The sequence below is a fragment of the Chitinophaga sancti genome (genome assembly GCF_034424315.1).
Classification (GTDB): Bacteria; Bacteroidota; Bacteroidia; order Chitinophagales; family Chitinophagaceae; genus Chitinophaga; species Chitinophaga sancti.
The window spans coordinates 6,071,617-6,092,895 of the sequence record NZ_CP139972.1 but is presented as its reverse complement, the minus strand read 5'-3'; the positions used below and the strand labels follow the sequence as shown (position 1 = coordinate 6,092,895).

The 21,279-nt window shown below is 45.7% G+C and carries 15 protein-coding genes; 3 read left to right on the top strand and 12 right to left on the bottom strand.

What is annotated here, in order from left to right; all coding sequences use genetic code 11:
- Window positions 1-2 precede the first annotated feature (2 nt).
- The 8 genes from atpA to U0033_RS23815 form a co-directional block, all read right to left on the bottom strand.
- Window positions 3-1,580, bottom strand: coding sequence for a F0F1 ATP synthase subunit alpha (gene atpA / locus U0033_RS23850; RefSeq protein ID WP_072364026.1), 1,578 nt, complete (start codon window positions 1,578-1,580; stop codon window positions 3-5).
- A gap of 87 nt (window positions 1,581-1,667) precedes the next feature.
- The gene (atpH, locus tag U0033_RS23845; RefSeq protein WP_072364028.1) at window positions 1,668-2,228 is read right to left on the bottom strand and encodes an ATP synthase F1 subunit delta; all 561 of its coding nucleotides are present in this window, start codon (window positions 2,226-2,228) and stop codon (window positions 1,668-1,670) included.
- Between the two features lie 98 nt (window positions 2,229-2,326).
- Window positions 2,327-2,821 carry a F0F1 ATP synthase subunit B gene (gene atpF, locus U0033_RS23840; protein WP_072364030.1) on the bottom strand — a complete coding sequence of 165 codons (495 nt, stop codon included), beginning with the start codon at window positions 2,819-2,821 and terminating at the stop codon, window positions 2,327-2,329.
- A 179-nt stretch (window positions 2,822-3,000) separates the two neighbouring features.
- Complete coding sequence (gene atpE, locus U0033_RS23835) at window positions 3,001-3,273, bottom strand: ATP synthase F0 subunit C (protein ID WP_072364032.1); 273 nt, start codon at window positions 3,271-3,273, stop codon at window positions 3,001-3,003.
- A 39-nt stretch (window positions 3,274-3,312) separates the two neighbouring features.
- The gene (atpB, locus tag U0033_RS23830) at window positions 3,313-4,386 is read right to left on the bottom strand and encodes a F0F1 ATP synthase subunit A (RefSeq protein WP_245801835.1); all 1,074 of its coding nucleotides are present in this window, start codon (window positions 4,384-4,386) and stop codon (window positions 3,313-3,315) included.
- A 203-nt stretch (window positions 4,387-4,589) separates the two neighbouring features.
- Window positions 4,590-8,366 carry a DUF3857 domain-containing protein gene (locus tag U0033_RS23825; RefSeq protein ID WP_083571738.1) on the bottom strand — a complete coding sequence of 1,259 codons (3,777 nt, stop codon included), beginning with the start codon at window positions 8,364-8,366 and terminating at the stop codon, window positions 4,590-4,592.
- A 58-nt stretch (window positions 8,367-8,424) separates the two neighbouring features.
- Window positions 8,425-10,092, bottom strand: coding sequence for an ABC transporter ATP-binding protein (locus U0033_RS23820; protein ID WP_245801836.1), 1,668 nt, complete (start codon window positions 10,090-10,092; stop codon window positions 8,425-8,427).
- Window positions 10,093-10,277: 185 nt separating this feature from the next.
- Window positions 10,278-12,479: a hypothetical protein gene (locus U0033_RS23815; protein ID WP_072364037.1), complete on the bottom strand. Its 2,202-nt coding sequence runs from the start codon at window positions 12,477-12,479 to the stop codon at window positions 10,278-10,280.
- 200 nt (window positions 12,480-12,679) lie between these two features.
- On the opposite strand from U0033_RS23815, the gene U0033_RS23810 reads away from it, so the two are divergent.
- The 3 genes from U0033_RS23810 (at window position 12,680) to U0033_RS23800 (ending at window position 15,490) form a co-directional block, all read left to right on the top strand.
- The gene (locus tag U0033_RS23810; protein ID WP_072364038.1) at window positions 12,680-13,435 is read left to right on the top strand and encodes a DUF1003 domain-containing protein; all 756 of its coding nucleotides are present in this window, start codon (window positions 12,680-12,682) and stop codon (window positions 13,433-13,435) included.
- Between the two features lie 166 nt (window positions 13,436-13,601).
- The gene (locus tag U0033_RS23805) at window positions 13,602-14,285 is read left to right on the top strand and encodes a response regulator transcription factor (protein WP_083571739.1); all 684 of its coding nucleotides are present in this window, start codon (window positions 13,602-13,604) and stop codon (window positions 14,283-14,285) included.
- Between the two features lie 98 nt (window positions 14,286-14,383).
- Window positions 14,384-15,490, top strand: coding sequence for a sensor histidine kinase (locus U0033_RS23800; RefSeq protein ID WP_083571740.1), 1,107 nt, complete (start codon window positions 14,384-14,386; stop codon window positions 15,488-15,490).
- 105 nt (window positions 15,491-15,595) lie between these two features.
- Here the strand turns inward: U0033_RS23800 and U0033_RS23795 are convergent, their stop codons facing one another.
- The 4 genes from U0033_RS23795 to U0033_RS23780 form a co-directional block, all read right to left on the bottom strand.
- A complete protein-coding gene (locus U0033_RS23795; protein ID WP_245801837.1) occupies window positions 15,596-16,909 on the bottom strand; it encodes a porin in 1,314 nt (437 codons plus the stop codon).
- Window positions 16,910-17,012: 103 nt separating this feature from the next.
- Window positions 17,013-18,500 carry an MBOAT family O-acyltransferase gene (locus U0033_RS23790; protein WP_072364040.1) on the bottom strand — a complete coding sequence of 496 codons (1,488 nt, stop codon included), beginning with the start codon at window positions 18,498-18,500 and terminating at the stop codon, window positions 17,013-17,015.
- Window positions 18,481-19,755 (bottom strand): GDSL-type esterase/lipase family protein, encoded by a 1,275-nt coding sequence (locus U0033_RS23785; RefSeq protein ID WP_072364041.1) that lies wholly within the window; start codon window positions 19,753-19,755, stop codon window positions 18,481-18,483. Before U0033_RS23785 ends, U0033_RS23790 begins: the two co-directional genes overlap by 20 nt.
- Entirely contained in the window at window positions 19,727-21,178 is a 1,452-nt protein-coding gene (locus tag U0033_RS23780; protein ID WP_072364042.1) for an SGNH/GDSL hydrolase family protein, read from the bottom strand. Before U0033_RS23780 ends, U0033_RS23785 begins: the two co-directional genes overlap by 29 nt.
- Window positions 21,179-21,279: the final 101 nt, after the last annotated feature.

Below are 21,279 nucleotides of genomic sequence, written 5' to 3'. Positions count from 1 at the left end.
GCTTATGCAAATCTTGGTTTCAGTTCGCTGGCAAGAGCAACCATTTTCTTCAGGCCATCTTCTGGCAGGTTACCTTTCTTGAACTCGCCCAGTACTTCTGGCAGACGAACTTCCATTTCATTCAGGAAAGCTTCTTCGAAAGCCTTCACGTTTCTAACTGGAACTTCACGCAGCAGACCGTTTGTACCCAGGTAGATCATAGCTACCTGTTTTTCTACGGCGTACGGAGAGAACTGAGGTTGTTTCAGGATTTCCACGTTGCGGGCACCTTTATCAAGTACCTGCTTGGTAGCAGCATCCAGGTCACCACCGAATTTAGAGAACGCTTCCATTTCACGGTATTGTGCCTGGTCCAGTTTCAGGGTACCAGATACCTTCTTCATGGATTTGATCTGAGCGTTACCACCCACACGGCTTACGGAGATACCTACGTTGATAGCCGGACGGATACCCGCGTTGAACAGGTTAGATTCCAGGAAGATCTGACCGTCAGTGATGGAGATTACGTTGGTTGGGATGTATGCAGATACGTCCGCAGCCTGTGTTTCGATGATTGGCAATGCTGTCAGGGAACCACCACCTTTTACCAAGTGTCTGATTGATTCTGGCAGGTCATTCATCTGCTGAGCGATTTCATCCTTACTGATGATCTTCGCTGCACGCTCGAGCAAACGGCTATGCAGGTAGAATACGTCACCAGGATATGCTTCACGTCCAGGAGGACGACGCAGCAGCAGGGACACCTCACGGTAAGCAACCGCCTGTTTAGACAGATCATCGTATACGATCAGTGCCGGACGACCGCTATCGCGGAAGAACTCACCGATTGCCGCACCAGCGAATGGAGCGTAGAACTGTAAAGGAGCAGGATCAGCAGCAGAAGCAGCTACGATAATGGTATAAGCCAAAGCACCCGCATCCTGCAGGGTTTTCATTACACCCGCGATTGTAGAGGCTTTCTGACCGATCGCTACATAAATACAATATACTGGCTTGCCAGCATCGTAAAATTCTTTCTGATTGATGATGGTATCGATACAGATGGCAGTTTTACCAGTCTGACGGTCACCGATTACCAGCTCACGCTGACCACGACCAATAGGAATCATCGCATCGATCGCTTTGATACCAGTCTGCAGTGGTTCTTTTACCGGTTCACGGAACAATACACCCGGAGCTTTACGTTCCAGTGGCATTTCATACAGTTCGCCAGTGATTGGGCCCTTACCATCGATAGGGGTACCCAGGGTATTTACTACACGACCTACCATGCCCTCACCTACATTAATAGAGGCGATCTTACCGGTACGACGTACTTTGTTACCTTCTTTAATTTCTCCCGAGTCACCCATCAATACCACACCCACGTTATCTTCTTCCAGGTTCAGCGCGATAGCCTGAACACCATTTTCAAATTCTACCAGTTCACCGGAACGAACGTTATTCAAACCATAAATACGAGCGATACCGTCTCCCACCTGCAATACTGTACCTACCTCTTCGAGGTCCGCAGCAGCATTGAAGTTGCTTAATTGCTGGCGTAATATCGCCGAAATCTCATCTGGTTTTATCTCCACCATAGTGATATACTTTTAGAAAGAGTCGTTAAATAAATTGATGTATAACGACAACAGCTTTGCGTGTACGCAGCGGCTGCTGTAAATTGATTATTTTAGTTCAGGTACGAATACGTTACCCTCAAATTGCTTCCTGATATCCTTCAGGTCACGCAGCACTGATGCATCAAACAGCTTATCTTCAGTTTCCAGTACAAAACCACCGATCAGTTCAGCATTTACTGCTGTTTCCAGTTCGATCTTCTTGTCAGAACCTGCTTCTGCTTTTTGTTTGATCACGTTCAGTACACCTGCATCTACTGGTACAGCGGTAGTGATTCTCACTTTGCTGATACCCTTCAGTGTATTGTACTGACGCAGGTATTCACCTGCGATCTCAGGCAGATTACCTTCCCTGCCCTTGATCACCAGCAACTTCACGAAAGCGGAAGTGATAGCGCTCACACGGCTGTTCAGGATAGCAGCAAGGATCTGCTGTTTTTTCTCAGGCTTGATGATGGGGCTTTTCAGCACACTCACCACATCAGGATTTGTCTTGGAAAGCTGCTGCAGGAAGAGCATATCTGCCTGTACAGCCTCCAGCTGCCCCTTTTCAGAGGACAGATCTATCAAAGATTTTGCATACCTGGATGCTAAACGGGGATTCCGCATATTTATAGCGATTATGCAGATGAACTGATGTGCGAATGTCTGAACACACACGTGCGGGTGATAGCCCTTGAGCCTTCATCCGCACATCAGGCCATCACTTAGTTTAATTTAATTTCTCCTGCCAGTTCTTTAATGTAGCCTTCCTGTGCGGTTTTATCCGCCAGTTCCTTACGCAGCACTTTCTCGGCTACTTCAATTACCAGTTTACCAACCTGGTTCTTAACATCAGTCAGGGCAGCCATTTTCTGGTTGTCGATAGCAGTGTAGGCTTCGCTGATGATCTTCTTAGCTTCAGCCTGAGCTTGTGTCTTAGCTTCTGCAATGATTTGATCCTTAGCGTCTTTAGCTTCTTTCAGAATTTTACTTCTTTCAGCTTTAGCTTCAGCCAGTACATGCTCATGTTCCGCTTTCATCTGAGCCATTTCCTCTTTCACTCTTTCAGCAGCTGCGATAGAGTCAGCGATAGAGGTTTCTCTTTCCTTCAAGGTAGAGAGAATTGGTTTCCATGCAAACTTTTTCAGAATAACGAAAAGAATGAGGAATATAATTAATGAGAAGGTAAACAAGCCTAACGCGGGCTGCAACAGATCCATGATTATTAGAATTTATTTGGTTCGCATTATTTTTTCTTTGCTGATGATGCCAGTGTACCAATGCAATACACAAACATTTTTACCGGTATACTGCCAGATCAGCTAACCTTTTTCTTCGTGGAAGAAGAGATTACTGCATCCATTGCCCTGTGCGCCGGATGCAGTAATAAGTTTTGGCCTTACAGCACTACTGCCAGCAGACCTGCGATAACGCCGAACAGGGCAACACCCTCTACCAGCGCAGCAGCCAGGATCATGTTAGCACGGATGTCATTTGCAGCTTCAGGCTGACGAGCGATAGATTCCAGCGCGCTCTTACCGATGTTACCTACACCGATACCAGCTGCGATAGCAGCGATACCAGCACCAACAGCACCACCAGCTTTAGCCAGACCAGCAGCAGAAGCAGCTGCTTCAGCACCAGCTTGCAATAAAACAGTTAAAATAGCCATGATAAATGTGTATTTATTGTTTAATACGAATTTTGAATCTTAGTGATGTTTTGCTTCATGGTGATCATCATGACCGCCTTCCATTGCCTGACCGATGAATACAGCCGTCAGGTTAGCGAAGATGAAAGCCTGGATAAAGGCTACCAGCAATTCCAGCATCATCATTACGATGTTGAAGATGATCGTGATCGGCGCAAAACCGAAACCAGCGATCGGCTGCAATGAACCGAAGATGAATACCAGGGAAATAATGCTCAGGATGATGATGTGACCCGCCAGGATGTTCGCAAAAAGACGAATCATCAGGGATATCGGCTTAGTGAAGATACCGATGATTTCCACTGGCACCAGGATCGGCTTTACCCATCCCGGAACTGGAGGGTTCAGAATGTGCCCCCAGAAATGCCTGTTAGAGCTGAACATCGTAGCCAGGAAGCTAATCAGTGCCAGCGCAGCCGTTACTGCCAGGTTACCGGTTACGTTCGCACCACCCGGCAATAAACCTAACAGGTTGTTGATCAGAATAAAGAAGAAGATAGTGAGAATGAAAGGCGTATACCGCTCATATGCTCCCGGGATATTTGGCTTAGCTACCTCGTCACGCATAAAGATGATCACAGGCTCCAGCAGGCTTTGCATACCCTTAGGCGCTTGTTTGGAACCTCTTTTAGTATACGCTTTCGCTACACCTAACATGATCCATAACAGCAACACAGCACCAATCAGCATTGAAGCCAGGTTCTTAGTCACTGACCAATCATAGATCTCTTCATTTGTCGGCATGTCATCTGCCCCTACAGCAATGACCTTACCCGGAACATACTTAGTGGCACTCAGCCCCTTTTCTTCCAGATAGTGGTCCGTTACCAGACGATAACCATCGTGCGAAGCATGCCCGTGGTGGAATTGCGAGCTCGAGAAAGTGGAGAGGCCTCTTTCCTTGCTATAAATGATAACAGGTAAAGGGATCGTTACAGGAGTGCCTGCAATGTCCAACAGATGCCAATCATGGGCATCCTTAACGTGGCCAAGGATGACCTCTTTTGCATTAAACCCTTTCTTTTCATGAGGCTCGCCCTCAGTCGGGTTTGCAAACGTACTATACCCACTCATGCAGAAAACTGCAATAAGTGCTACCAGCTTAAGTTTAAACAGTTTGGAGGATATCACCGCTTTCTGAAATTTTGCGCAAAGATAGGCAGAAATATAATTAAACAAAGAGGACAATGAAAAAAGCGAAGTGGGATAAATAATGATATATTACATATTAATGCAATAACACATTATTTATCCCACTTTCGTCATCCTTTTTTACCCTATTTGAAGGAGATATATTTTTGTTCTGCGTTGACTATCAAGTTGAAAAATTCTTTCATCTGAGCCACCTCTGACGCCGGTATGTTGTCGATGATATTCGTCAGGAAGCGCCTGTTTATGATCAGTTTGCCTGGGCCCACCTTCCGGTAAGTAAGCTCATACCGCATGTCCCTGAACGTAGCTTTCACATCAGATGGTACCTGGTCGAACACCTTCCCCTCAGGCAGATCCATCTCTATCTCCACGTTATAATGATCCACATTCTCATACTGCCAGTACTCAAACGGATAATTCCGCGCCTCATTGCTAACCGCATCACTGGTAGCCACCACATCTGTAAATGTCGGCCTCACCATATGCATGTCTCCCACCCCAATTACCTCATTCTTAACAGTATAAGATGAACTCAACAGCACAGAATCCGCCAGATTATCCAGATTTGTCATCTTAAAGCTATCCAGTTCGACCGGGTTCTTATACCCAGCCCCGATATTCTGTTGCAGGGCTTTCCTGGTCTCTTCTTCATCCATGCCTATATAACGGCCACGTGTACCGGCAGCCCGCTCACCCGTTACTATCAGGGTCGTCTGTACGTGCAGGTCTGTTGCCCCTACCTGGATCTTTGACCGGCGATCCAGCATCACTTCATACTTGTCTGCCGGCTTCAGCAAACCAATTGACTCCTTTGTATCATAATTAAAAGGAATATTCAGAATTTGCGCCCCCACATCATTCTGGGGTAATGCATGATAAGGCAATTGATTATCAGTCAGTTCCAGGTAGCGGTAGTTTTCCCCATTCTTAAACCTGGCTATACAGTGATTGAACTCCATTGATGGCAGTACCATGCTCTGCTGCCCGTTCTGACGCGTGCTTACCAATACCAGGTTAGCATCCAAACCCACCTTTCGGGCCAGGGCTACAAAAAGGGTGCTCACATCCTTACAATCACCCAAACGGGTATTCAATGTCCTGCCCGCCCGCTGAGGGATATACGCCCCCTGCCTGAATGCCACTGAACTATAACTGATGTTTTGTTCTATATAGTCGTAGATCCGTTTAGCCTTCTCATCATCACTCAGTTTGCCCGCAGCCCCGTTAGGAAAGATCTGCTGCAGGGTCTTCAACACATCAAAGCTCTCCCTGGATTGCTGACGGGTTACATCACTATACCATTCTGCAATCACATCCCATGACTTCACAGTCGATACATGCAATACCTTTCCAATGTCTCCAAATGCAGGACTATAAGATTCATCTTTGAATGCAGGCAAATTCTTCATTTCCCAGGTATACATGTGGAAGTTTTCATGATCACTTTCCACAGGTTTTACATCATCCGCATTCTTCATTTCATAGTTGATGCTGAGCGGAGCTGCTACCATCAGACTATACCGCGCCAGCTTTGAAGGCACAGACGCCTGGAAGTAAAATTTATCCCAGAACTCACGACCTAAACGACCAATTCCATAATTGCTCACCTTGTAATTGTAATAAATCACATCTCCCGGTTCGAGACGGGTAAACACGATATCATTGTTGTAAGTCTCCGCAGTAATCCTGGTACCATTCGCTTTCAATACCTCTGCTTTGATGATGGTCAGATCAGAATAAGTGCTGTTATAAGGAATCGACAGCTCTTTCCACTGGTCAATCGCATCTTTCCGGTTAATGTGTATCGCAGCATTCATCACCCTTTCACTGGCACCTTCACCATATAGTACTACATTCTCCTCGTCAAAGATGTAATAGTAACTCTTCGTTGTATCCTGCGGAGCTTTCAGCTCCTTGTTGATCACCGCGTAATAATCCGTCTTCGGAAAATAACTGAATACATCCGGCTTATTTTGCAGCTCACGTATTTTTTCTCTGTAAGTCGTTTCTGCTGAATTGAGCGTGAGGGCGCGTCTGTAATAATCCAGTGCTTTCTCCTTATCTCCTTTTTGCAGATAACAGGCCGCTATGGAGCCCAGTGGACTGGCACTATAAGGGCTGATGCCATTTTCAATTTCCAGGTAGTGAATAGCAGAATCATATTGCTGCGATGCAAAGAAATGCTTCACAATGGGCGAATATACTGAGAGATAGGCTGGTGAAGATGTTATCATATCACGCAACGTAGCTAAACCTTTCTCCGGTTCATTCTGCTCAAAATAATCGTCAGCCAGTTGTTGACGCAGGCGAAGATTGGAATGCCCAACTGCATATTGCTCCAGGGTTTTCCGCGCTTCCGCAGTATTTCTCACCATCTGCTTGTAGTACTGGTACATCCCCGCTGTGATATCATAAGAATCAGGATATGATTCATATGCCTGCTTTAGCAGGGTAACCATGCTATCTATATGCTGGAGGTTTGCATGCAGGTATATCTTTTTAGAAATGGTCCAGATGCTTTGTCCTTCACGGGATTCCAGCTTATTCACTACCTCCAGTGCATCGGCCCATTTCTTCTCGTTTTCCAGCTCTGTTTCATGTGCCTGTATGATGTAGGTATTTTCAGGATCCGTTTGCTTCAGCATTTCTACGATGGCAGAAAGATTGGTTCTGTCGTAAGCGGCCCCAAGGCAATCCAGGTATTGATAAGCCAGCAGCGGATCCCCGGGATTCTTTTCAAACCATCCGGACAATACTTCTTTTGATTTATCATACTGCTCATTACGGTTGTATACCCTTGCCAGCAAAATAGCATTCATAGGGTCATTCGGGTATTTCTCTACCTGCTTTTTGAAATATGCCTCCGCAAAGTGTGGCAACAGTTCCGGCATATCCGTGCTTTTATCCACCGGATAAGCCTGTACATCTGCTGTAGCAGAAATTCCTTTTAATGGTTCGTATTTATCATCTGTAAGGCGAACGATAAAATTCGGCGATGAACTTTCTGAAGTAAAACCAACCTGCACCAGTACCCGGTTATAACCCTTCTTCAGATGCACACGCACATTGAATTTATCCAATTCAGTAGCGAGCTCCTCTTCTTCTGCAATCAACAATTTATCATTCATCCATGCCTTCAGACTTCCTTTACCCCCCAGGCAAAGGATCGCATCCTGGTCGACCGGGGAATTTACAAATGTCTGTGCATAACCGACAGCATTCGCCGCCGGGAACAATGATTCTACGAATATCCATCCATCATATTCATTTACAACTGTTTTGAACCAGTCTATATGGGTGTTATTATACGAGGTAAATCCTTTGCCTGCAGCAGGTTCTTTCAGAGGGCCGTAGTCTTTATTGAAACCACTGCCGCTGATGTTGTCAAATGGCCCGGCAAACTGCCAGTTGCCCAATGCACCAATCTGGTTAAAGAAATCTCTTGATTCCGCATCATGCCGGCTCTGCGAGTAATGAAATCCCTTGAAATATTTTGCAGCAGCATGCAGGGAACCATGGAAACGGGGATCACTGATCACCGTGTTCAGGTTATCCAGCTGCGGACCTTTTTTAATGTCGTAGGTTCCTAATACACCGCCTAAAAACCACAACGCATAGGTATACGGGTTCAGGTCAGTGATCGTTGTGAATGGTGCCGGGTATTTGCTCAGGAAAGAATCGCCACGCCCATCAAAGTTCTCCATCAGCATAAGGGCTGCATAAGCGTTTTGCCTGTGGGCCGGGTCGCTCTTCAATGTTTTCCGGAACAATTCATAAGCATGTACTTTGTCGTTTTTGTGTAGTGCTTCCCAGGCTTTCTCATAATCGCCTGCATGGGTTTGTGTGGTGACAGCTAAGAACGCAATACAGCATAATAGCACTCTCATAGTACTTCGTCTCATATAGGGAGGGGAGTTTAAACTAAATAACAAAAATCGGGTCTCCCTGTTGCATACTGACCTAAATAGTATCCGGCTGTTTAAACTGCATACTATGCAGCTTATAATAGAATCCCTCCAGCTTCAACAACTCCTCATGCGATCCCATTTCCTTCACCACTCCTTTATCCAGCACAATAATTTTATCAGCCTTACTGATAGTGGATAAACGGTGGGCAATCACAATAGACGTACGGTCTGCTATCAACTTATCAATAGCCCGCTGGATCAACATTTCAGACTCTGTATCAACTGAAGATGTAGCCTCATCCAGGATCAGAATGGCAGGGTCATATAATAAAGCTCTTACAAACGAGATCAGCTGACGTTGTCCCAGCGAAAGGGTACTTCCCCTTTCCATCACCTGATAATCGTATCCTCCCGGCAACTGCATAATGAAATCATGCATGCCAATGAGACGGGCAGCTTGCTCTACCTGCTCCCTTGATATGTCGGGGTTACGGAGCGTAATATTTTCATAAATGGAACCTGCAAAGAGGAATACATCCTGCAATACAACTCCAATCTTGCTGCGCAATGATTGCAAGGCATATTCCCTGATGTCTTTTCCATCAATGCGGATACTACCCTGCTGAATCTCGTACAGCCGGTTCAATATACTGATAATTGTTGTCTTTCCCGAACCCGTATGTCCCACTATCGCAATGGTCTCTCCCGGATCCCCATGAAAGTTAATATCCTTCAGCACATATTCCTGTTCCTTATATGCAAAGTAAACATGATCGAAAGTAATGGCACCACGCATCTTTGCAGCACTTTCTATACCATTATCAGGAATGTAATCATCGCTGTCCATGATCTTAAACACACGTTCACTGGCCACCATCCCCATCTGCAAGGTATTGAACTTGTCTGCCAGCATCCGCAGTGGACGAAACAGCATATTCAGGTACATGATAAACGCAATCATCACCCCCTGCGTTACTTCGTAATTCAATACTTTATTAGCACCCCACCAAACCATCAGGCCCAGGGAAATAGCAAGAATAATTTCTACTACAGGAAAGAATACAGAGTACGCAAAGATCGCGTCGACGTTCGCCCGCCTGTGCTCCTTATTGATCTGCCTGAAACGTGCGTATTCTCTTTTTTCTGCAGAGAATGCCTGTACAATCACAATACCTGTCAGGTGCTCCTGCACATATGCATTCAGCGATGCTACTGCATTACGCACCCTGAAAAATGATTTATTTACACTCTCCTTGAAGATATAAGTAGCAATGATCAGGATAGGGAACGGAGACAGGCTGATCAATGTAAGACGCCAGTCCTCGTAGAACATAACTCCCAGGATCGCTACGATCATGAGCATGTCTGCAATGATAGAAATAAGTCCTTCGGAAAATACGTCGTTGATTGCTTCGATATCGTTGATGGTGCGGGTGGTAAGGGTGCCGATGGGGGTCTTGTCGAAGAAGGCGAGATTGAGATGAATGATCTTTTTGTACACTGCTACACGCATATCTTTCACCACCGATTGCCCCAGCCAGTTGGTCAGGTACGAGAAATAAAAGCGGAACACCGTTTCCAGCAGCAGCAACCCGATCTGGATGATGGAAATGTAGATCAGCATTTGCATCATCTGGTTAGCAATGTACTTATCGACGGTGAGCTGGATCAGGTAAGGTCGCATGGGCGAGATTACTGCCAGTAATACCGTCAAAATCATTGATATAATAAAGGAACGTCTGTAAGGAACTGTAAAACTGAATATGCGCCTTAATAAACTGACGTCGAATACTTTCTTCTTAACCGCTGAATTTTCCACCCTGATATCGCTTTACAGTACGCAAAGCTAATATAAAAAAAGCTCCCGCCTTGCGGCAGGAGCTTTTTTGTCCATATAATTCTCTTTTATAATTTCTCGTCCTTCATGATCTGCTTGTACGCCTTAATGAAGATCGCACCCAGGTTCTTATGTGGTGGCACATAATCACTGAACAGCTCCTTATTCCTCGCATCTCCGGCAAACTTCCTGCCCAGCACACTCCACATTTCCACCCAGTCCACATTCCTGCCCACTCTCAGCGTCTCATCCAGCTGCCTGATAATCGGCTCGTTCACGAACCTTGTACCCACCTGCTTGGAAGAAATAATATGTGCCTCCGGTGATTTTTCCAACACAATCGCCAGGTTATGATAACCACCACAGGATCCCAATACCACGATCTTCGCTGTCGCCTGCAAATTATCCAGTGTTGTATTCACGTGGTAACTGTGCCCACGGTGAATGAACACTGTCGGGTGTATATCCTTCTCATCCAGGTACTCACTCAGCTTCTCAATCGCTTCTTTATCACCAGGTTCTTCTATCGGCAGGTTGGCATAGATCGTAATCGGCTTGCCCTTGATAGAAGTGATCACCGTCCAGTATTTATTCTTAGTCACTCTCCACTCGCTGGCTGGGAAATTACCCATAAAGCTTATATAAGAGTCGTGACCATCCTTATCTCCATAGAAGAATACCTGTTGTATAATTCTGCCGCTATCATTGAGCAGGCTACTATAAGTTACAGAATTGATCGGCGGCAATTTCAGCTTGGTAGCCATTTCTGTAGCCTTAGTGCTATCACTGGTTTTCTCTGTTTCTGTATCGAACAGGCTTCCCAGCAGTTCATAGATCACCATCCCTCTCCTGTCTTTTTTCTTAGACAGGTAAGCATAGTTCTTAGCTACCTCTTCACGCAGAAAAGCCAGCAGCTTCGCATCCCTGATACTACCAAAAGAGTTTGCCACATCCACCGCATCTTCCAGGTCTTCTGCTTTTTCCAGGCTGCTCACATACTTTTTCATCAGGTAGTTCGCATTAGACGGATCCATGGACTTCAGGAAGTCATCCAGGGTATTATAACCAGCCGCCATGGCAATGAACTTCTTAAAGCGGTCAAATTCTACCAGCATCAGCAAACTATCACCACGGGGAGGTTTCATACGGGCCATCATCTGGTCGTACAGACCTGCGTTGTTATGATTGGTGTAGCTGGAAGTATATAGTTCCTCCTGGCCATTTACGATCAGGTAGTACAATTCTTCGGGTGTAAAGTTCTTAACGATCGCAAACCGTACATTAGCTGGTTCTTCGTGCAGGTCATCCACTTCGCGGATATAGCGGAGTGACTTGGCTTGCAGGTTTTCCATCATGGCTTTCAGGCCCAGTACGTGTTCCCCGTTATTACGACGGTGTTGCAGCGCGACGGCACTCTTCACCAGTTGTTTGAAGTAAAGATCTTCGTTGCTCACCACCGTAGTGAGTTTATCAACAGTAGTAGTGCCGGCCATCAGTTCATCTATGAAAGGCAGGATCAGGGTAGGCTGACTTGTTTTGCCAATGGCTACAATCTGCTGTACAATTGGATCCTGGTTCTTCCGGATGCTGGCAGCTACCGGCGTATAGGAAGTAGCGTATGTCAGTACCTGGTTAGGGTATTTACGGGCTACCGCTGCTATGACTGAATCTGTAACAGGATATTCCAGGTAATTGGTGATCTCTGTCATCACCGTTTCCAGGTGGTTGAATGCATATTTGCCAAAGAGAATTTCCCTGGCATCCTTATAGCCCGGATTATCCTTGAACACTTCAATCATTTTCTCACCGGCATCGAATGAAAGGTATTGCAGGTAAGGCTTGATGCTCTGCCCTTTGATATCGGCAGCCATCATATTCCTGTAAGCTTCTACCATCACCGGGGCCTCTTCAGCCTGGATCTTGTGATAAGCACGCTTCGTATTATAATCGCGCAGCATAACATATAGTCCTGACAGGTACTTGATTTTCAAACGATGGTCGAGTGAAGAATCCAGTTCTATCTGGGTTTGCATGTCATCTACCTGCTTTACCAGGGCATTGGTTACCTGGAGGTTGATCGTTTGATCATCCGACACCTTTACCAGGTCATCCGCTTTGCCATCAAATTTGAGTGCTGCTGCCTGCTCTTTGTCAATATTATCATGGAATCCGATACGCCCGATAGGGATGTCTATCTTCTGAGTACTCTGTGCATGAACCAGACTGCCTTGAAAAGCAATCAATAACAGGACTATTATAATTTTTTTCATTAATACAAAATGCTTAATATGGCTAGTATAGCAAATTTACTACCAATTTCCTACAATAAGAGATCAGGCTTCATTGTACACTGAATTTTTCATCCGGCCCCTGCCAATAACGACTCCCCGATTGCAAGGACGCAGGGCCTTCGCATGATTTTTGGGATCATAATTGCACTACCTTTAATCCCGGAAATCCGCTCATTTTTATGCAAAACTTCATCAGCGATCTTTCAGGCAACGAATTCCCCGCCAATGAAAAGATCAACTGCCGAAACGTTCGTAAATCCGTTATGGACATGATTCGCAAGGATCATCCGGATCTCAGCAGTAAATCCAAAATATCGCTTTCTGAACTCAACAAATACAGGCAGCACTATTTCGAACACCTTTTTGCCAAAGAAATAGGCGAACTCACCGAAATGGAGAAAACTGTCATTGAAAAACTCCGTGACAACGAAACCCTGACAGACAAACTGGATGACGGCGATGGTACCAACCTTACCCTGGGCCAGCGGGTAGCCGATAAAATAGCCGATTTTGGTGGTAGCTGGACCTTTATCATCTCATTCTTCGTCTTTATCCTCCTCTGGATGGCTGCCAATTTCTTCTGGCTGGTCAACAAAGGCTTCGATCCATACCCTTTCATCCTCCTCAACCTCATCCTCTCCTGCCTGGCTGCCCTACAGGCACCGGTCATCATGATGAGCCAGAACCGCCAGGAAGAAAAAGACCGGATCAGGGCCAAAAATGACTACATGATCAACCTGAAGTCGGAACTGGAAGTAAGGATCCTGCACGAAAAGATCGATCACCTCATTATTCACCAACAGCAGGATATGATGGAAATGCAGCAAACCCAGATCGAAATGCTCTCCGAAATGTCGCAATCCATCAAAAAGCTCAATGGCGAAGGGAACATTAATCACAGGGAAGGAAATGGCAATGGCAAAAAAACGGAATAAACCGCCATCTAATCCCCTGAAAATGGCGTAATTTCATTTGTCCTATTTTCCCGTATCCAGCTATGGGTGTGCCATACGTCCGAATTAACAATTAGATAATATTAACTTTTCATTAATAGCGGGGCCGGCGTTATAATTTTGTGCCGTCTAAAAAATGTCAAACTATATGATGGAACAAGCGGTAGCAGGCAAGATCTTAGTGGTGGACGATGAGCTCGATATCCTTGAGATTATCAGTTATAATCTTAAGTCTGCCGGGTATGATACAGTAACTGCCAAAGATGGTATTGAGGCGATCCAGAAAGCAAAAGTGTTCCGTCCGGACCTGATTATGCTGGACATTATGATGCCGAATAAAAACGGGATCGACACTTGTCGCGAGATCAGAAAAATTCCTGAATTTAAAGACACCATGGTGCTCTTTCTCACTGCCCTCAATGATGAAAAATCGGAGGTAGACGGACTGAACATGGGTGCTGATGACTATATCGCAAAACCAATCAAGCCCAAATTACTTGTAAGCCGTATCAATGCATTGTTCCGCCGTCTGCACAAGACCGAAGAACTGCAGGTACACCTGGGTGATCTGATCATAGACAGGGAGAAATTTACAGTGACCTATAAAGGACAGGAAATCATCCTGGCTAAGAAAGAATTTGAACTATTACAACTATTGGCTTCCAAACCAGGCCGCGTATTCCTCCGCAACGAGATCCTTAACCAGGTATGGGGTACAGAAGTAATCGTAGGTGATCGTACCATCGATGTACATATCCGTAAAATCCGCCAGAAAATTGGAATCGATCTCATTACCACCGTTAAAGGCGTAGGTTACAAGTTCGAAATGTAAAATTCAGTTAATTGTGTTGATAACGGCCCCAGGCCGAACCAGGCCGGGTAACTGCTGTAATCACAGGTTGCAACAGCTACCCGGGGGAATTCCTTTGTATGGCAAGTGAAAAAAATGGGTTAATTTCCCGGTATTACAATCATTACTCATTGTGGAGTATGTTCAAAGCCAAAAACCTTTCCCCGCAAAAACTCGCGGGTTTTACCGCACTAATCCTTGCAACGGTTATTACGTTGGGGACCGTTTTAATTGATAGTGACTGGAAGATCATCGCCACCGCGTTTGTACTCACCTTCCTTACGTCTTACTACCTGTATCTGTATACCTTACAGAACTTTATCTACAGAAAGATCAAGCTGATTTATAAATTCATTTACCAAACGAAAGCCTCCAAGAGAGAAGAGTTTTTTAATAAAAACATCCTCCCCTTAAAGACCATCGAAGAGGTAAGTGAAGATGTGGAAAAATGGGCCAGTCAGAAGAAAGAAGAACTGGATAGCCTGCGCAGAAACGAAGCCTATCGCAAAGAGTTCCTGCTGAACCTGAGCCATGAGCTGAAGACACCCATTTTTGCTGTCCAGGGTTATATCCATACCCTGCTGGATGGTGCCATGGATGACCCGAAAGTGAATAGGCTGTTCCTTAAAAATTCTACCAAGAACATTGAGCGCCTTTGCCGCCTGATCGACGACCTCGATGAGATCTCCAAACTGGAAAGCGGTGAGATGACGATCAATGCGGAGAACTTTGTGATCCAGGACCTGATCAGGGATGTATTTGATACCCTGTCGCTGAAAGCAAATACCAAGGGGATCAAATTCAATGTAAAGAAAGGCTGCGAAGCCCCCATACATGTACTGGCTGATAAAGAAAAGGTGAGACAGGTGCTCATCAACCTGATCGATAACTCTATCAAATATGGCCGTACAGACGGGCATACCGTAGCAAGCATCTATATCATGGATGACAAACGCGTACTGGTAGAGATCTCTGACGATGGCATCGGTATTGCGGAAGAACACCTGCCACGTGTATTCGAACGTTTCTATCGTACCGACAGGGCACGCTCCCGGGATATTGGTGGCACAGGCCTGGGACTCGCCATCGTAAAGCACATCGTAGAAGCACATGGCCAGACGATTAATATCAGAAGCAAGCCGGAGATCGGTAGTACTTTTGGGTTTACACTAGAGAAAGGAGAGTAACACACAACTAAACATACAATTAGGGTTTTGCCAGCTGGCAAAACCCTTTTTCTTAAAATGGTTTTCATCCCCATTGGTGAATTCCATCTTTCATGAATGTTTTATTTAGAAACGATATTGAATTCTACAAGTAAACACATTATCCTTCACATCCTCCGTAAACCCATCCAATGCGGTAGTCTCATTCCTTACCCAATCATAAAACAACATCAGTTTTGTGTTGGCATTAAAATAATGCACATACCCGGCACCAAATGTATCATAACGAATATCTGCTTTTGAAAGACCCGCACCAGCACTACCAATTTCCTTTCCCTTTACATCCCGGTTTGGATCATACCAGTCATATTTCAGCACCAGCAGATCCTGCGGATTTCCCAGGTTTTGCAGGAAATAAAAGTAGGCCCCATCAAAATTACGGATATACAATGGCGCATTCAGCGCACCGTTCATCGGAATAGCCGCCGGGGTTTCAGTCGTACCTGCAGTAGCAGTTTGTACGCCACGAATGTATTCCCCTCTCAGCTCAGTATACCCCCGCTTACTGCCATTCGGAATTTTCAGCTGCAGGTCAGCGCCATAATAATGACGGGGTGCGATCTTACCGATATTGGCAGTAGATGAGTCTACCTTGAAACTACCCGCACTATTAATCCTGTAAATGTTGTTGGTAAACTGCTCCATGCCTCCGTACAAACAGGAAATACTGCCTGACAAACGCCAGTTGGCCGCATTTAAGCGCAGTGGCTTAAAAGATAAACGGGCAATCAGGTCTTTGTGACTATCAAAATCAGCAGTGGCAGATAAGCCCTGGCCATTAAACAAGCCCGCATCCAGGCGCAAAAAACGAAGCGGATGATTCGCCCGGCGGGGTTCGAAAGTGACCATCGCCCCTAAATCCCTTTCCGTTTTCATCAGGATCTGTGTCATTCGCCCACGTTCAGGTGTTTCCCTGTCACTGGAAGATAAGTTGATCTCAAACCCAAAAGGCCGGGCAAACATACCTGTGGTAACAGAAAATACATCCCAGCGGTTTTCAAACAAACGCCCAAAGAAGTCACGGATAAATACGCCTTTTTCAGTTCCGTCAAACTGGAAAGCAAACTGAACGACCGGCATGTTATCCTTGTTGTAATGTTGGTAGTCGAGGCGGAAACGGCCACGGCGAAGCATGAAACGGTTGTTCACATGTTCAACAAAGTTGCCACCGGCATAGGACTCGATCCCTTTGGCCTGGGCGTATTGAAATTGAGGCTGGATATAACCGCTAAACCTTACAGCATCGTATTTATGGTATAAGGAGATCATACCTTTCCCAAGTTCAGTGGTGGTATCAATCATATCCATAAGGAACTGCGCCTTTGCCACAGAGGAAAGGAGAACGAACACACCGACAATCGGCAGAAGCTTAAGCCGCATTCAAAACGAAATTTGCGGCAAAGAAAGCAAAAAATTTAACAATAATTTAAAAAACAAAAAGGCCACCATCCGGCAGCCTTTTCAAATAATATTTTTCAAATATTTAGAATTGCAAATATATCGGTAACATCGTCTGTGAACTTTTCACCTGTGCCATTAACCAGATGAATACCACCATAATCACCACATTCCCAACAACCGGCACTTTCCCCAAAAGATTCTCCGTGCCCAGCTCCATCTTCTTCGGCAGGAAATGCAATACAAACGCCAGCAGCATCACCCAGAACACCGCCGTATATCCATTATACAATTCCAACCATACTTCCGGCTGGAAATCGTACACTACCTGGTGAATCAATGACCATGCATCTGAAAAGGTCGAAGCCTTAAAGAATATCCAGCAGAAACACACAAAATTGAACGTGATCAATACCCCAATCACCTTCAGCACACCACCCCAGAAACCGGAAGGTCCTCCTCCTTTTTGCTTCAGGTAATCAATCCTCACCTTGTCTACCGCCAGCGCCGTTCCATGCAAACCACCCCAGAAGATAAAATTCCAGCTCGCACCATGCCAGAAACCTCCAATCAACATGGTCAGGAACAGGTTCACAAACTGTCTTACCTTTCCCTTACGATTACCCCCCAAAGGAATATACAGGTAATCCCTCAGCCAGGAAGACAGGGAAATATGCCACCTGCGCCAGAACTCTGTAATACTGCTACTCTGATACGGAGAATCGAAGTTCGCCGGGATCTTAAACCCGGTCCAGCGGGCAATACCCAACGCCATATCAGAATACCCGGAAAAGTCACAATAAATGATCAGCGCATACCCATACACCCCAAGCAAACACTCTAAGCCCGTATGCTTAGCCGGATCATCAAAAATATACTGAACGAAATTCTGATTAATAAAATCCGAGATCACCACCTTCTTAAACAAACCCGCTATTATCAGGTACATGCCCTTTCCAATGTCCTCTCTATCCAGTACATAAGGCTTGTAAATTTGCGGAATGAAATCAGCAGCCCGCACAATCGGCCCCATCATCAGCTTAGGGAAGAATGACAGGAAGAACAGGTAATCCATAAAATCATCCACAGGCTTGAACTCCCGCTTGTATACATCCACCGTATAACTCAGGTTCTCAAATGTGTAAAAGGATATACCAATCGGCAATATCAGCTTCAATGGCTGGATGTTTCCATGCGCCATCTCATTCATCAGGTCAATAAAGAAATTGGTATACTTAAAATAAAACAACAGCCCCAGGTTCAACACGATACTTAATATGAGCAATCGCTTCCTGAACCCCGCCTTCTCCGATCTGTAAATCCACCTGGACAAGTTGAAATCCACCACTGCCGATAACAGCACCAGCCCCACATACATGCCGCAGGCCATATAAAAGAAGTACAAAGAGAAAACAGTGAATACCGCTACCCGGGCTCGTTTATTACTACTCGCCGCCAGGTAAAACAGCAGGAACACTGCAAAATAGTACATGAAGAATGCACTATTAAACAGGATAGGATTCTTCGGATTATACGTCAGTAGACTTATGATTTTATTCAGCTCTATCGTCATCTTCTTTCACGTTGTAATGTGCGGTAGCGTACTTTTTAAACTTTATATAACTCTGATGCAATGCGTCGTACAATAATTTCCCCTGCAACTGGTATCCACGTACATTGAAGTGAATATGATCCGGTGACCAACCGCCTGCGAATTCAGATTCCCTGAACCTGTTCTCCGCATTAAAGTTCCAGCACGCAATCCCTTTTTCTTTACAATAGCTCATGATCTGTTGGGTCACAACAGCGATATAAGGATTCGGGTAATAGGAGATCTTATAAAAGGTTTTATATCTCTTTCCAACTTTCTTCCTGAAGGCATGCTTGCTCACTCTCTTACACTCTGGTGGGGTAGTTAGCAGGATGCTTGCTCCCGGCTGATACCGGCGTATTACCGTCACCGTACTATCTATCTGATCCCTGAAGTTGGCAGTATTCAGCGAACTATACGCTTCATTCGTACCCAGTGATATGATCACCAGCTGTGGCTTCATCACATCCATCTCCGCTACCAGGGTATTGCTCGCATCATTGTACTGGCTGTACATGGCACCATTGATACCCACTGCATTGTATTGCACCCCTGGCTTGCCATTGAAGAGCAGCGCGCCGTAAAAATGAAACGGCTGACTGCCCTTATCATCCCAGCGGACCTGGAAGTTTTGCACCGGTGCCTCAAAATTCAATGTTGCCACCTTCACCGTAGAACCTGCATTTCTGAAAGGAGGACCGAAGATATTGATATCTGCGCCCGGCGCTACTACTGTAGCCTCCTCAGGACCTGCATCATAAAACAGTTCTGCCTGGCTGATACCATTTTCGGGGCTATCCTCTCTCCTGTTGTACGCCAGTGCCGGCGATGACTGCGTAGAGCTGATCATGATTGCACCGGGGCCTAATACAGAAGGTTTGTACTTGTCAATGATTCGATCAGCATTCCACCTGGCGGTACTATTCCAGCGATAATCGCCAGGGCCGTTGGTATTGGCCAGGTTCCAGGGAAATACCCATCCCCTGCCGGCATCTCCGAAATCCCGTTGTAACAGGGAGGCAGTTGCCCCAGGGAAAAAACCAGCCTGAACATGAGAATCACCCAGGTGAAGTATAGATACGACCATACTATCTGACCTGTCCAGAGAAGCAAAGAACTTAAAGAGTGCGGAATCCTGTGCAATACGATTCGCCTGACCAGAAGCCAGGCTGACAGTTAATGTAAGTATTCCTGTAAAGAGAGTTGTTTTATTGAATTTCCAACTGCTTAAATTCATCCATCATAGCTTTATACAGCAGCGCCGCTACTTTGGCTGCTCCCTGTCTGTTAAAATGCGTATGGTCTTTCTGGGCTAACACCGGATCACCCTCTACCCACTTTGCCATGGTACCTTCGCCCCCCATCGCAGCATACAAGTTCCAGTAAGCAGTACCATGCTGCTTAGCCAGCTCATGCTGATCTTTGAGTAAGGCCATTACACCCGGCGCTGTCACCCAGTCACCACCATTTTTATATGATTTATCAGCCGTGCTGATCACCAAAAATGAAGTACCAGGCATATCTCTTCTCAAAGAATCGATCACCTTCTTCATTGGTCTCGCATACCAGCTGTAGTCAGTCAATTTTGGTTTGAACAATATATTAGCACCGTACTGGAGAATCACAAGGTCATAAGGATGTTCATTCTGCATCTCCTGTACCAGTGTCTTTGATAACTTCCCTAACTCAATACCACTGATACCACGGAATGAGAAGTTGTCCACATACACACCACTATCGCCCTCAAAAGACACGCCATAAAAAGGCGTCGTACCGCCACCTGCCCACTTGATCGTTACATTATTCTGTGCAGGATCCTGTGACCATACGAAACGGTTCACCGTATTCTGCTCCTTCAGGGTATATGCCTTATCGTTGATCGTGATATTTGCATTGCCTGCAGGACCATAGAAGAGGGTAACATGCTCAAATTTGTCCAGGCGCTTCTTATGTACCGGGGTATACCGCACATAACTACCTCCACTGGGTACAAATGTGTGCCCGGAAATACCCAGCCTGATATTGGAAGGTGGTTGTTGCTTATAACTGTAATCTTTCCAGTCTTTGGAAAAAGTATGCGTGATCGTAGTTCTGAACCCTGCTACTACCGAAGTGATAGGTACAAAACCTACACCACTGCCCCCGAATCTCCTTTGCAGGCTGTCGCGCAGGTCTTCAGTCAGCAGGTCACCCTCAATCATAGAGTCACCAAAATAGGCGATACGTACTTTCTTGCGCTTACCCTGCTTCAACTGTGCCAGTGCATCCAGGAAATGCTGGAGCCCGGCAGCTGCCGTATCGGCAGTTTGGGGCAGGTTGTAACTGATAATGCCTTTATAACCAGTAAAATCGAGATGTTTGTCAGGGTCCGGCACATCTGCCAGTGCTGTAGCCAGTGTAGAATCGGCAGCTACGTCTGCGGCAGTTTCCGAAGAATCTTCTGCCGGCACCTGGGGAATCATGGAACTGTCTACCGGGGTATCGTCCTCCTGCTGCTGTTTGCGCAAAGAATCAGGTCGCAGATCCGCCAGCATATCCAGCGAGCGGGTTTTGAATCCTGCGTAAGATACAATGTTATCGAACTGGGATAAAGCCACCAGACACACTAAAGCCCCCGTAATGATATAAAAAGGATAGGCAGATTTGTTATTGCCAGACATGAATTACTCTGATTATTGGATTGGTCTACTAAAGCTAATAAAGTTAGCGCTATTCCTAAACATAACTAAACGCATCTGCCAGAGACAGATGCGTTTAGTTA

Coding starts and splice junctions, on each gene's coding strand:
- U0033_RS23790 (WP_072364040.1), bottom strand. CDS start 18,500: ATGACGATAGAGCTGAATAAAATCATAAGTCTACTGACGTATAATCCG.
- U0033_RS23795 (WP_245801837.1), bottom strand. CDS start 16,909: ATGCGGCTTAAGCTTCTGCCGATTGTCGGTGTGTTCGTTCTCCTTTCC.
- U0033_RS23805 (WP_083571739.1), top strand. CDS start 13,602: ATGATGGAACAAGCGGTAGCAGGCAAGATCTTAGTGGTGGACGATGAG.
- atpH (WP_072364028.1), bottom strand. CDS start 2,228: ATGCGGAATCCCCGTTTAGCATCCAGGTATGCAAAATCTTTGATAGAT.
- atpE (WP_072364032.1), bottom strand. CDS start 3,273: ATGGCTATTTTAACTGTTTTATTGCAAGCTGGTGCTGAAGCAGCTGCT.
- atpB (WP_245801835.1), bottom strand. CDS start 4,386: ATGAGTGGGTATAGTACGTTTGCAAACCCGACTGAGGGCGAGCCTCAT.
- U0033_RS23815 (WP_072364037.1), bottom strand. CDS start 12,479: ATGAAAAAAATTATAATAGTCCTGTTATTGATTGCTTTTCAAGGCAGT.
- U0033_RS23800 (WP_083571740.1), top strand. CDS start 14,384: ATGGCAAGTGAAAAAAATGGGTTAATTTCCCGGTATTACAATCATTAC.
- U0033_RS23810 (WP_072364038.1), top strand. CDS start 12,680: ATGCAAAACTTCATCAGCGATCTTTCAGGCAACGAATTCCCCGCCAAT.
- U0033_RS23825 (WP_083571738.1), bottom strand. CDS start 8,366: ATGAGACGAAGTACTATGAGAGTGCTATTATGCTGTATTGCGTTCTTA.
- atpF (WP_072364030.1), bottom strand. CDS start 2,821: ATGGATCTGTTGCAGCCCGCGTTAGGCTTGTTTACCTTCTCATTAATT.
- U0033_RS23780 (WP_072364042.1), bottom strand. CDS start 21,178: ATGTCTGGCAATAACAAATCTGCCTATCCTTTTTATATCATTACGGGG.
- U0033_RS23820 (WP_245801836.1), bottom strand. CDS start 10,092: ATGATTTTGACGGTATTACTGGCAGTAATCTCGCCCATGCGACCTTAC.
- atpA (WP_072364026.1), bottom strand. CDS start 1,580: ATGGTGGAGATAAAACCAGATGAGATTTCGGCGATATTACGCCAGCAA.
- U0033_RS23785 (WP_072364041.1), bottom strand. CDS start 19,755: ATGAATTTAAGCAGTTGGAAATTCAATAAAACAACTCTCTTTACAGGA.